Raw genomic sequence first — 10,482 nt, 5'->3', positions numbered from 1 at the left:
GCGCTCATGTCCGGTATCCCGCACGATCACTATGAACCGAAGACCAACGGCGAGAAGTGGCTGAACAGCCGTCTGCCCATCGTCGGCCTTCTATACGACACTTTGATGATCCCCACCCCGAAGAACCTGAACTGGATGTGGATCTGGGGCATCGTCCTGACCTTCTGCCTGGCGTTGCAGATCGTCACCGGCATCGTTCTAGTGATGCACTATACCCCGCATGTCGATCTGGCCTTTGCCAGCGTCGAGCACATCATGCGCAACGTAAACGGCGGCTACATGCTGCGGTACCTGCACATGAACGGCGCGTCGCTGTTCTTCGTGGCGGTCTATATCCACATCTTCCGCGGCCTGTTCTACGGTTCGTACAAGGCGCCGCGCGAAGTGACCTGGATCATCGGCATGCTGATCTACCTGATGATGATGGGCACCGCCTTCATGGGTTATGTTCTGCCCTGGGGTCAGATGTCCTTCTGGGGCGCCACCGTGATCACCGGCCTGTTCGGCGCGATCCCCTTCGTGGGCGAAGCGATCCAGACCTGGCTGCTGGGCGGACCGGCCGTCGACAACGCGACGCTGAACCGCTTCTTCTCGCTGCACTATCTGCTGCCCTTCATCATCGCAGGGCTGGTCATCGTGCATATCTGGGCCTTCCACACCACCGGCAACAACAACCCCACGGGTGTTGAAGTTCGCCGCACGTCGAAAGCCGAGGCCGAGAAAGACACGCTGCCATTCTGGCCCTATTTCGTGATCAAGGACCTGTTCGCGCTGGCCGTCATCCTGGTCGTGTTCTGGGCAATCGTCGGCTTCATGCCGAACTACCTGGGCCACCCGGACAACTACATCGAAGCCAACCCGCTGGTCACGCCCGCGCACATCGTGCCCGAATGGTACTTCCTGCCATTCTACGCGATCCTGCGTGCTTTCACTAGCGAAGTCTGGGTCGTGCAGTTCGCCAGCTTCATTACCGGTGGCATCATCGACGCCAAGTTCTTTGGTGTTCTGGCGATGTTCGGTGCAATCCTGGCAATGGCGCTGGCGCCGTGGCTGGACACTTCGACCGTGCGTTCGGGCAAGTACCGCCCGATGTTCAAATGGTGGTTCTACCTGCTGGTCATCGACTTCTTTGCCCTGATGTGGCTGGGTGCGATGCCGGCGGAAGAGCCCTATGCGACTTTCTCGCTGATCGCGTCCGCCTACTGGTTCGCCTATTTCTTCGTGATCCTGCCGATCCTGGGTGTCATCGAAAAGCCCGATGCCCAGCCGGAAACCATCGAAGAAGACTTCAACGCGCATTATGGCAAGGCTGACGCCGACGCCACGCCGGCCGAGTAAGAAGAGGGACCGGAAACCATGTTCAAGAAACTTGCAATCGGTGCCGCGTTTGCCATCGCCCTTGCTCCTGCTGCGGTATCCGCAGCCGGAGGCGGCGAGCAGCATATCGAGGACTTCGACTTCTCGTTCGAAGGGCCCTTTGGCGCTTACGATCAGAACCAGCTTCAGCGCGGCCTGCAGATCTATACCGAGGTTTGCGCGGCCTGCCATGGTCTGAAATATGTACCGCTGCGCGACCTCACGGCGCTGGGCTACTCGGAAGAAGAAGTCATCGCTTATGCCGCCGGCTCGTTCGAGGTGTTCGATCCCGAGCTGGACGATTTCCGCCCGGCCAGGCCGACCGATCACTTCCCGGCCAATGATGCCGTGGGCGCACCTGACCTGAGCCTGATGGCCAAGGCACGTGCAGGCTTCCACGGCCCCTACGGTCTGGGGATCAACCAGCTGGTCAAAGGCATGGGTGGCGCTGAATACATCGCCTCGCTGCTGGACGGCTATACCGGCAAGGAAAAAGAAGAGGCCGGCACGATCCTGTACGAAAACACCGCTTTCCCGGGCGGCTGGATTTCGATGGGCCCGCCGTTGTCTGACGAACAGGTCGAGTTTGCCGACGGACACGAAAACACCGTCGAGGCCATGTCCCAGGACGTCGCTGCGTTCCTGATGTGGGCCGCCGAACCGAAAATGATGGATCGCAAGGCCTCGGGCTTTGTCGGGGTTCTGTTCCTGACCATCATGTCGGTGCTTCTCTACCTGGTGAACAAGCGTCTGTGGGCGCCGGTCAAAGGCAAAAAGTCGGTCTGACCTGAAGGTCACCTGCAAAAGCAAGACAACCCCGCGCATGGCGCGGGGTTTTTTCTTTTTGCGGTCGGAAACTCGCCGAGCCGGGCATCAGCGCGGGCTTATTCACAGCTTTTAAGCGGGCTGCGCATGGCGCCGGCGGGGTCGGCTGCTCAGGTTTTCGACAGCGTCAGGCGGTCTGACGCAGGATCTAAACCGAGGAGACCCGACATGAAACTACCCATACTTGCAGCCGCTTTGCTTGTGGCCACTCCGGTTCTGGCTCTGGACCTGGTGTCGGATACGGAACTGGGCAAGACAGAGACTGAGGTGCGCACCGCACTGACCGAGCTTGGCTATGAGGTGCGCAAGATCGAAATGGAGGACGGTGAAATCGAGGCCTATGTCGTGAAAGACGGACAGATGGCCGAGGTCTATGTGGACCCCGCGTCCGGCAAGATCCAAAAGATCGAGGACAAGTGACCGGCAATGTCCGAGTCCATCCAGCACCAGAGCGGGCGCGAGGGCGCCCGCACCATCCGGGTCTGGGACCCGCTGGTCCGCCTGATCCACTGGTCGGTGGTTCTGGGCATTCTGCTCAACGCCGCTGTGACCGACCCCGAGGGGCTGCTGCATGAATATGTCGGTTATGCCGTGCTCGGGCTGGTTCTTTTGCGCCTGGCCTGGGGCGTCCTTGGGCCGGCACCGGCCAGGTTCTCGGCATTCCCGTTCAGCCCGAATGCTGCGGTCCGACATGTGCGTGACACCGTCCGGGGCGACCGGTCGGTTCACCTGTCGCACAATCCTCTGGGCGCGCTGATGGTCTACAACATCTGGATGACGTTGGGCTTCATCTGCGCCACAGGCATCATGATGGGCACCACGGCCTTCTTCGGGGTGAGCTGGGTCGAGGATACGCACGAGCTGGCGTTCGACTGGCTGATGCTAAGCGTTGTTCTGCACGTGCTTGGCGTGCTTTTGGACCAACGGCGAACCGGTGTCGCTCTGGTCAAAGCCATGGTATCAGGGGACAAGAATATTCCTGATGGCTGGTCGACCAAATGATCAAATGGATCACCGAAAACCTGCGGTCCGGCGACGCGGATGCACGCCGGGCCGTTCTGATGGCGGCGATGATCGTGGTTCAGGGTCTATGCGCCGCATTCTACATGGGCGACGCGATTCTGGACCTCGATGGCAGCGAGCCCCTGGCACATCTCGTTTTGGAATCCCTGGTCGCGACCGTCCTTTGCCTTGGCGTCCTGTTCTTCATGCTCGAGCTGCGCCGATTGCTGGCGCGAATGGACCAGGCAAAACAAGGACTGCGCGCGGCGCAGGGAGAAATGAGCGCCGTGATCGACACTTTCTTTACCCGCTGGGGCCTGACCAGCGCCGAGCGCGAAGTGGGCCTGTTGATCCTCAAAGGCGTCGACAATGAGAATATCGCCCGGATCCGAGGCCGTGCCGTGGGTACCGTACGCGCGCAGTCGGCTTCGATCTATGGAAAAGCCGGCGTGGACGGACGCGCCCAACTGATCAGTGTCTTCATGGAAGAGCTTCTGGCAAGCGACGGTCCGGCCTGAGAGACGTCAGGCCACCAACTGCTGATCGCGAACCCCGGTGATGGTGGCAGTCACGATCTGCCCTTCGGGTTGCGCGTTCGCAAATGTTACCTCGGTGAACTGCTCGGTCCGGCCCATGTGGGGATTTTCCATCAGGATGTGATGGGTCTTGCCCAGCTGGGCTTCCAGGTGTCTGGCTACCTGCGCGTCACCCGCCTCACGTAGCCTGGCGGCACGTTGCTTTGTCACCTTGCCGTTGACCTGCTGCGGAATGCGCGCCGCCGGCGTGCCTTCGCGCTTGGAATAGGGGAAGACGTGCAGCCAGGTCAGGTCGCAGTCGGTGACCAGTTTCAGCGAGTTCTCGAAATGGGCCTCGGTTTCCGTCGGAAAGCCCGCGATGATGTCGGCACCAAAGGTGATCTCGGGGCGCAGCCTGCGGGCCTCTTCGGTGAAGCGTATGGCGTCGTCGCGCAGGTGGCGGCGCTTCATCCGTTTCAGGATCAGGTCGTCACCATGCTGCAGCGACAGGTGCAGATGCGGCATCAGGCGCGGCTCGGTCGCGATGGCCTGCATCAGGTTCTCGTCCACCTCGATCGAATCGATCGAGCTGATGCGCAGGCGCGGCAGGTCGGGCACCAGTTTCAGGATGCGCATGACCAGATCGCCCAGCTTGGGGCTTGCGGGTAGGTCGGCGCCCCATGAGGTCAGGTCGACCCCGGTCAGCACGACCTCGTTGTAGCCCCGGTCCACCAGCCGCTTGATCTGGTCCACCACCACGCCCGCCGGGACGCTGCGCGAGTTGCCGCGGCCATAGGGGATGATGCAGAAGGTGCAGCGATGATCACAGCCGTTCTGGACCTGCACATAGGCGCGCGAGCGGGTGCCGAATCCGTCGATAAGGTGGCCGGCGGTTTCGGTGACCGACATGATGTCATCGACCTGAACCGTCTCGGTCTCGCCGATGAAATCGGCGGCCATGCCTTTCCAGGTTTCGGGGCGCATCTTTTCGGTGTTGCCGATCACCGCATCGACCTCGTCCATCTCGGCAAAGGTCTGGGGTTCGGTCTGGGCCGCGCAGCCGGTGACGATCAACCGGGCGTTGGGGTTCTCGCGGCGCAGCTTGCGGATCTCCTGCCGGGCCTTGCGGACGGCTTCGGCGGTGACGGCGCAGGTGTTCACGATCACCGCGTCCGTCAGCCCGGCCTGCTGCGACAGCTCCTTCATCGCCTCGGTCTCATAGGCGTTGAGCCGGCAGCCCAGCGTGGTGAATTTCGGCGGGTTCATCACAGCGGCTCCAGAAACTCGGGCGTCAGCGTGCCCGAGAAGACATGGCAGGTGGGGCCGGTCATCCAGACGCCGTCCTCGCGCCAATCAATCCAGATGGTGCCGCCGTCCAGGTCGATCTGCACCTTGCGCCCGGTCAGGCCGCGCCGCGCCGCTGCCACTGCCGTGGCACACGACGACGAGCCCGAGGCCAGCGTGATTCCCACGCCGCGTTCCCACACCCGCATGCGGATGTGATCCGGCCCGATGATCTGGGCGACCTGCACATTGGTGCGCTGGGGATAGAGCGGGTGATGCTCGTAGCGCGCGCCGAATTCCTCCAGCGGAATCGCCTCGGCGTCTTCGACGAAGAAGGTGCAATGCGGGTTGCCCATGCCGGTGGCCACCGGTCCGCCTTCGATCGGCAGTTCCAGCGTATCCACCTCTTCGGCCAATGGAATGTCGGCCCAGTCCAGCTGTGGGTGCCCCATGTTGACCGAAGTCAGCCCGTCGCCCGCGTCCCGCGCCTGCAGCGTGCCGTGGCTGGTGGTCAGCGTCAGTTCGGATTTGCCGCTTTCCTGCATCAGGAACCGGGCGATGCAGCGGGTGGCGTTGCCGCAGGTGGCCGAGATCGACCCATCAGCATTGTAGAACACCAGATGCGCATCCGATTCGCCGTTTTCGATGACGGCCAGCTGGTCGAATCCGACCCCGAACTGCCGGTGTCCGATCCCGCGCGCCAGCGCCGGCGTGATCTGCACCGGATGCGCGCGCGCGTCCACAATGACGAAGTCATTGCCAAGCCCGTGCATCTTCATGAAGGGCAAACCGGTGTCGGATCGTTGCTGCATGGCGGGCATATAGCCTTGCCGCAGACATGAATCCAGCCCGGCGCGAAGATTCCTGAAAAAAGGGGTTGACCCCCCGCCGCCTCAACCCTAATTAGGCCGCCTATCGGGACGCCGGGAACACAATGATTTCAGGCGGAACGCGGTGCGAAAAAGGGCTTGTACCCGGTCGGGAAAATGCCTTAGACAGCGCCACGGATCGCAACGATCCGATGAAAAGAGTGGGCCGTTAGCTCAGTTGGTAGAGCAACTGACTTTTAATCAGTGGGTCGCAGGTTCGAATCCTGCACGGCTCACCACTTTTTCCAAAGATTGATCGAGACGCCGCGCGGTCACTTCTTTTCAAAGAACAGCACGACTTCGCCCAGCCGGATGCCAAAGCGCGAGACATAGGCGCGGTTCAGCAGGCGGTCATCGTCCAGCAGCCACATCCAGTCGTCGAAATCGACACGCATCGTACCGTCCTTCACTGGCAGGTCGATGCGGTACTTCCAGTTGAACGTGTCACCACGCTCGGTTCCCGACGCGGTGCCCAGAACGCCGGGCGCGGTGCCGGTCCAGGTATCCTCGCCGGTTTTGGTCAGGGTCCAGATGCGCTGTTCGGTGGCGCCGTCGTCATAGACGAAGTCTTCGACCAAAGTCAGGGTCTGGCCGTCCCATGTCCCGTTGATGTCGACCGTGAACCGCCGCGGGATGTTGCCCAGAACGTCCTGGAACTGCCCATAGGCCACGGTGTGGCCCTCAAAGAACTCTTCGAGGTTCAGCTGGCGGTCCGACAGGAAAGTGGTCGGGACTTTCGGTTTGAAGGCACAGGCCGCTGTCAGCAGCAGGCACGCGAAGGCCAGTCGTTTCATGAGCCGGGTCATTGCAGGGCCCTCGGGTCGGCGGTGCGGTCATGGCCGTTCGCGCCGGGCACATGCGCCGTCTTTTCCGGCGGGGCAGGGCGCATGGTGGCGACCAACTCGGCCACCTTCAGGCCGAACTTGCGCATCTCCGAGCGGTTCATGATCGCCCCGCTCTCGGTCAGGTACATCCAGTCTGTCACATCCAGGGTATGGCCCCCGGCGTCTTCGGGCAGAACGATGCGATAGGTCAGCTTGACCGTCGCGCCCGAGATCACGCCGCGGCCTTCGCCGACGATGTCGTCGGCGGTTGCGGTAAAGCGGTTGCCTGTGCCCATGGTCAGGTACCATTTGCGGGTCATCTGCTTGCCGTTCGAATAGGTGAAATACTCGGTCAGGGTGCCGGAATTGCCGTTCCATTCCCCGATCATCCGCGCCACGAAGCTGTTCGACATCTTGCCGGTCGGGCCGTAGATCAGGCCTTCGGACAGGATTTCCCCGTTCAGATTGTCCTTCAGTGAGAAATCGGGGCCGGTTCCGGCATAATCCGACGGCGATTGCGCGCGAAAGCTGAGAAGGCGGGTTTTGACCGCGATCAGGGCCAATACGGCCAGTGCGGCAATCAGGAGGAATGTCATTTTGCGGGTACCTCTGTAGGCAGCGTCAGGACCATTCCGAACGCGCCGAGTTTCAGGATGCAGGGCAGCACGGCATAGGCCAGGTTGAGCGTTTCCAACGCCTGCGCCGAATTCGTCTGACCGGGCACGAAGCCGCTGCGTTCCAGCAGCGGAAGAGTGAAGAATGCGGCCAATGCCAACCCCAGTTTGCCGGCGAAAGACCAGATGCCGAAGGCGGCCGAGGCATTCAGCCCCGCGCGTGTCAGCACCACCGAGAACATGGCCGGCAGAACCACCATGTCCGCCCCCAGCGCCGCCCCCGACGCCAGGCAGATAACCGCAAACCCGGCCAGGTTGCCGGGCGCCAGCATGGCCGCGCCGACAAAGCCCAGAATGGCCAGTGGCATCGCGATGATCAGAGTCTGTTTCGGGCCGATCAGGTTGCTGAGCCGCGCCCAGAGCGGCACGGTCGCCCCGGCGCTGAGGAAGAACAGGATCAGCAGCGGCCCGGCCTTGCCCGGCAATTGTAGCCGGTCCTCGACGAAGAACAGGAACAGAGTCGAGGTGATTGCAACCGGCAGGCTGTTGACCAGCGCCAGCGCCAGCAGACGCAGGGCCCCGGCCTGACCCAGCCCGTCGAAGGACAGGCCCTGCCCGGTGACGGGCGCGCGCCGCCAGATCGGCAATGTCAGCGCCATGGTGACCAGCGCCAGCGCGCCCAGAAACAGCCCGAAAGCCGGATAGCCCTGCGCGCCCGCGCCCAATGCCACGAACAGCGCCGGTGCGCTGGCGGCCAGAACCACGCCGGCCAGTTGCCCGCCCTCTCGAAAGGCGGCGAGGGTCATCAACTCGCGCGGGGTGGCCTGTTTCGCCAGCGTCGCGCTGCGGCCGTAAAGCAGGATCGTGCCCAGGCTGTAGGCGGAAAACAGCAGGATCAGGATCGCCACGAGGACGCCGACGCTCGCCCCCTGCGGCAGCGAAAACAACAGCGGAAAACCGACCGCCAGACCTCCGGCGGCCAAGACGGCAAAACCCATCTGCGCGCCGGGCCAGCGGTCAATGGCCCAGCCGATCAGCGGGTCTTGCACCAGATCCACCAGCCGGATCAGCAGCAGAACCGTGCCGATCACGCCCAGGCCGATCCCGAGGTTCACCGCCGCGAAACGCGGCAAGTGGATGTAGAGCGGGATACCCGCCGCAGCAAGCATCAGCGCATAGAGGCTGACACGCGGATACAGCATCACTGACCCCGCAGCTGACGCGTAAAGGCGGCGGACCGGGTGTTGTTGCCCAGAAAGATCGACATGAAACTGCGCTTGATCCCCGGATAGGAGAGGGTGCAGGTCTTGCGCCCGTTGCGCCAGAACTCGATCGCGTCGGGGCCTTTGGTGACGGCCAGGTAGCTGTCACCGGCGCCGACCGCCTGATAGCAGGTTTTTAACTGCGCCTCGATCGGGGCGCTGTTGCCCTGCCGGGCCATCTCGTCCAGCGTGGATTCGATCAGCGCCTTCTGCTTCAGCGATTTCCGATAGGTCAGCTTCAGGCCGAAATCCTGCGACCAGCTGAGCGGGCCGCCGCCTTTGGTGAACAGCTGCGCGTCGTAGATCGGCAGACCGAGGAACCGGAAGGTGGCGGTGCCACGCAGCTCAGCATCGGGCAGCAGGTTGGTGACGGGGGTGGCCGCAAGCCCGGCAGGGGCCAGCAGAACCAGGCTCAGGATCGCTGCGTTACGGGCTGGCCGTAACCGGGACAGCGACGCTTGGATCAGATATCGCATTTTCAGCTCCGTTGGTTTGCGGATCGCCGGTCAACAGCCCGACCACGTGCATCGCGCTGGCGATTCCGTCTTCGTGGAACCCGTGCCGGTTGTAGGCGCCGGCGAACCAGGTCCGGTTGCGGCCCTGCATCTCGCGGATCTGGCCCTGCGCTTTCAGCGCGGCCTTGTCGAACACCGGATGGGCGAATTCCACCTCGTCATAGATTTTGTCTGGCGCGATGTCGGAAGACGGGTTCAGGGTGACGAACAACGGGTCGCTTTCAGGGATGTTCTGCAACCGGTTCATCCAATAGGTCACGCCCACGTTGCCCGCCTGCGAGCGGTAGGTCCAGCTGGACCAGCAGGCGCGGCGGCGCGGCATCTGGCTGGGGTCGCAGTGCAAGACCGCGCGGTTGGGCTGATAGCGGATCGCGCCCAGCGCCGCGGCCTCGTCGGCGGTGGCGTTCTGGCCCAGAATGGCCAACGACTGGTCGGAATGGGTGGCCAGGATGATCTCGTCATACTGATCCGAGCGGCCCTGCGCCTGAACGGTCACGCCCAAGGCATCGCGTTCGACGTTAGAGACCGGCGCGCCCAGGCGGATGTCGCAACCCCGGCCGCGCAACGCGGATTCGATCCGGCGGACATATTCGATGCTGCCACCCTTTACCGTCCACCACTGGTGCTGGGCGCCGCGTTTGCTGGACAGCAAGGCGTGGTTGCGGAAGAACTGCACCAGCGACCGCGCCGGAAACTGATCGACGAACTCCACCGGAGTTGACCAGATCGCGCCGCACATCGGCATCAGGTAATTGTTGCGGAACCAGTGGCCCAGCCGCATCTGGTCAACCAGCTCACCAATCGTGGTGTCATCATCCCGGGCGGCCTCGGGCGCTTCTTTGCCAAAGCGCAGGATGTCGGCGATCATCTTGTAGTAGGAGGGCCGCACGAGGTTGCGCTTCTGCGCGGTGATGGTGCGCAGATTGTTCAGGCCATATTCGATGCGACCATTGTCGATGGTGGCGCCAAAGCTCATCTCGCTTTTGATGACCGGCACGTCCAACTCGCCAAACAGCTTGGTCAGGTAGGGATAGGTGGCGTAGTTGAAAACGATGAACCCGGTATCGACAGGTTGGTCGCCGTTGCGCCCGGCCATCACCGTGCGCGCATGTCCGCCCAGACGGGGTTCGGCCTCATACAGGGTGACGTCGTGACTTTCCGACAGGTAATAAGCCGCTGATAATCCTGAGATGCCTGCGCCTACAATTGCGATTTTTTTCCGTACGCCCCGGGTTTCGTCGAACATGCCATCCTCTTTATGCGACATTTTACAATAAGATACGCAGGGTAGGCCGGAGCGGATCAAATCCGGGCCATGTTTTTACATGTTTCCCGCTGATCGGCGGGCTGTGCGTCAGGATTGCATCAATCGCGTTTGCTGGTGATCCGAGGTATGCCCTTCCGCGTAATGAAAGG

General features: G+C 62.4%; 12 protein-coding genes and 1 tRNA gene. 6 read left to right on the top strand and 7 right to left on the bottom strand.

Features of this window, described 5'->3' with window-relative positions:
- Window positions 1–6: 6 nt before the first annotated feature.
- The 5 genes from petB to ACR0BA_RS12535 all read left to right on the top strand — a co-directional run bounded on the left by petB (window position 7) and on the right by ACR0BA_RS12535 (window position 3,701).
- Window positions 7–1,338: a cytochrome b gene (gene petB / locus ACR0BA_RS12555; RefSeq protein ID WP_093964026.1), complete on the top strand. Its 1,332-nt coding sequence runs from the start codon at window positions 7–9 to the stop codon at window positions 1,336–1,338.
- Window positions 1,339–1,356: 18 nt separating this feature from the next.
- Complete coding sequence (locus ACR0BA_RS12550) at window positions 1,357–2,142, top strand: cytochrome c1 (RefSeq protein WP_170361312.1); 786 nt, start codon at window positions 1,357–1,359, stop codon at window positions 2,140–2,142.
- A gap of 207 nt (window positions 2,143–2,349) precedes the next feature.
- Window positions 2,350–2,601 carry a PepSY domain-containing protein gene (locus ACR0BA_RS12545; RefSeq protein ID WP_480728224.1) on the top strand — a complete coding sequence of 84 codons (252 nt, stop codon included), beginning with the start codon at window positions 2,350–2,352 and terminating at the stop codon, window positions 2,599–2,601.
- Window positions 2,602–2,607: 6 nt separating this feature from the next.
- Entirely contained in the window at window positions 2,608–3,183 is a 576-nt protein-coding gene (locus tag ACR0BA_RS12540; protein ID WP_480728222.1) for a cytochrome b/b6 domain-containing protein, read from the top strand.
- A complete protein-coding gene (locus ACR0BA_RS12535; RefSeq protein ID WP_170361318.1) occupies window positions 3,180–3,701 on the top strand; it encodes a helix-turn-helix transcriptional regulator in 522 nt (173 codons plus the stop codon). Before ACR0BA_RS12540 ends, ACR0BA_RS12535 begins: the two co-directional genes overlap by 4 nt.
- Window positions 3,702–3,707: 6 nt before the next feature.
- Here the strand turns inward: ACR0BA_RS12535 and mtaB are convergent, their stop codons facing one another.
- On the bottom strand, window positions 3,708–4,964 hold the full coding sequence (mtaB, locus tag ACR0BA_RS12530; RefSeq protein ID WP_260063762.1) for a tRNA (N(6)-L-threonylcarbamoyladenosine(37)-C(2))-methylthiotransferase MtaB: 1,257 nt from the start codon (window positions 4,962–4,964) through the stop codon (window positions 3,708–3,710).
- The gene (gene dapF, locus ACR0BA_RS12525; protein WP_170582374.1) at window positions 4,964–5,803 is read right to left on the bottom strand and encodes a diaminopimelate epimerase; all 840 of its coding nucleotides are present in this window, start codon (window positions 5,801–5,803) and stop codon (window positions 4,964–4,966) included. The genes mtaB and dapF overlap by 1 nt, the downstream gene beginning before the upstream one ends.
- Before the next feature lie 211 nt (window positions 5,804–6,014).
- On the opposite strand from dapF, the gene ACR0BA_RS12520 reads away from it, so the two are divergent.
- Window positions 6,015–6,090, top strand: a tRNA-Lys gene (locus ACR0BA_RS12520).
- Between the two features lie 33 nt (window positions 6,091–6,123).
- On the opposite strand, the gene ACR0BA_RS12515 is transcribed toward ACR0BA_RS12520, so the two are convergent.
- From ACR0BA_RS12515 to ACR0BA_RS12495, 5 genes are read right to left on the bottom strand one after another with little or no spacing between them, the layout of a single operon-like run.
- Window positions 6,124–6,645, bottom strand: coding sequence for a DUF3833 family protein (locus tag ACR0BA_RS12515; RefSeq protein WP_170364402.1), 522 nt, complete (start codon window positions 6,643–6,645; stop codon window positions 6,124–6,126).
- A gap of 8 nt (window positions 6,646–6,653) precedes the next feature.
- Window positions 6,654–7,271 (bottom strand): DUF3833 domain-containing protein, encoded by a 618-nt coding sequence (locus tag ACR0BA_RS12510; protein WP_480728220.1) that lies wholly within the window; start codon window positions 7,269–7,271, stop codon window positions 6,654–6,656.
- Complete coding sequence (locus ACR0BA_RS12505) at window positions 7,268–8,491, bottom strand: MFS transporter (RefSeq protein WP_480728218.1); 1,224 nt, start codon at window positions 8,489–8,491, stop codon at window positions 7,268–7,270. Before ACR0BA_RS12505 ends, ACR0BA_RS12510 begins: the two co-directional genes overlap by 4 nt.
- On the bottom strand, window positions 8,491–9,027 hold the full coding sequence (locus ACR0BA_RS12500; protein WP_170360385.1) for a hypothetical protein: 537 nt from the start codon (window positions 9,025–9,027) through the stop codon (window positions 8,491–8,493). The genes ACR0BA_RS12505 and ACR0BA_RS12500 overlap by 1 nt, the downstream gene beginning before the upstream one ends.
- Complete coding sequence (locus ACR0BA_RS12495) at window positions 8,978–10,312, bottom strand: NAD(P)/FAD-dependent oxidoreductase (RefSeq protein WP_170440029.1); 1,335 nt, start codon at window positions 10,310–10,312, stop codon at window positions 8,978–8,980. The genes ACR0BA_RS12500 and ACR0BA_RS12495 overlap by 50 nt, the downstream gene beginning before the upstream one ends.
- Between the last annotated feature and the right edge of the window lie 170 nt (window positions 10,313–10,482).

The organism is Ruegeria sp. CI5, from assembly GCF_056536885.1.
This window is presented reverse-complemented; position numbering and strand designations above follow the sequence as displayed.

What these genes read in the sequence shown, in the direction of transcription:
- ACR0BA_RS12550 (WP_170361312.1), top strand. Translation starts at nt 1,357, where the DNA reads ATGTTCAAGAAACTTGCAATCGGTGCCGCGTTTGCCATCGCCCTTGCT.
- ACR0BA_RS12505 (WP_480728218.1), bottom strand. Translation starts at nt 8,491, where the DNA reads ATGCTGTATCCGCGTGTCAGCCTCTATGCGCTGATGCTTGCTGCGGCG.
- ACR0BA_RS12500 (WP_170360385.1), bottom strand. Translation starts at nt 9,027, where the DNA reads ATGCGATATCTGATCCAAGCGTCGCTGTCCCGGTTACGGCCAGCCCGT.
- ACR0BA_RS12540 (WP_480728222.1), top strand. Translation starts at nt 2,608, where the DNA reads ATGTCCGAGTCCATCCAGCACCAGAGCGGGCGCGAGGGCGCCCGCACC.
- petB (WP_093964026.1), top strand. Translation starts at nt 7, where the DNA reads ATGTCCGGTATCCCGCACGATCACTATGAACCGAAGACCAACGGCGAG.
- dapF (WP_170582374.1), bottom strand. Translation starts at nt 5,803, where the DNA reads ATGCCCGCCATGCAGCAACGATCCGACACCGGTTTGCCCTTCATGAAG.
- mtaB (WP_260063762.1), bottom strand. Translation starts at nt 4,964, where the DNA reads ATGAACCCGCCGAAATTCACCACGCTGGGCTGCCGGCTCAACGCCTAT.
- ACR0BA_RS12495 (WP_170440029.1), bottom strand. Translation starts at nt 10,312, where the DNA reads ATGTTCGACGAAACCCGGGGCGTACGGAAAAAAATCGCAATTGTAGGC.
- ACR0BA_RS12515 (WP_170364402.1), bottom strand. Translation starts at nt 6,645, where the DNA reads ATGAAACGACTGGCCTTCGCGTGCCTGCTGCTGACAGCGGCCTGTGCC.
- ACR0BA_RS12510 (WP_480728220.1), bottom strand. Translation starts at nt 7,271, where the DNA reads ATGACATTCCTCCTGATTGCCGCACTGGCCGTATTGGCCCTGATCGCG.
- ACR0BA_RS12545 (WP_480728224.1), top strand. Translation starts at nt 2,350, where the DNA reads ATGAAACTACCCATACTTGCAGCCGCTTTGCTTGTGGCCACTCCGGTT.
- ACR0BA_RS12535 (WP_170361318.1), top strand. Translation starts at nt 3,180, where the DNA reads ATGATCAAATGGATCACCGAAAACCTGCGGTCCGGCGACGCGGATGCA.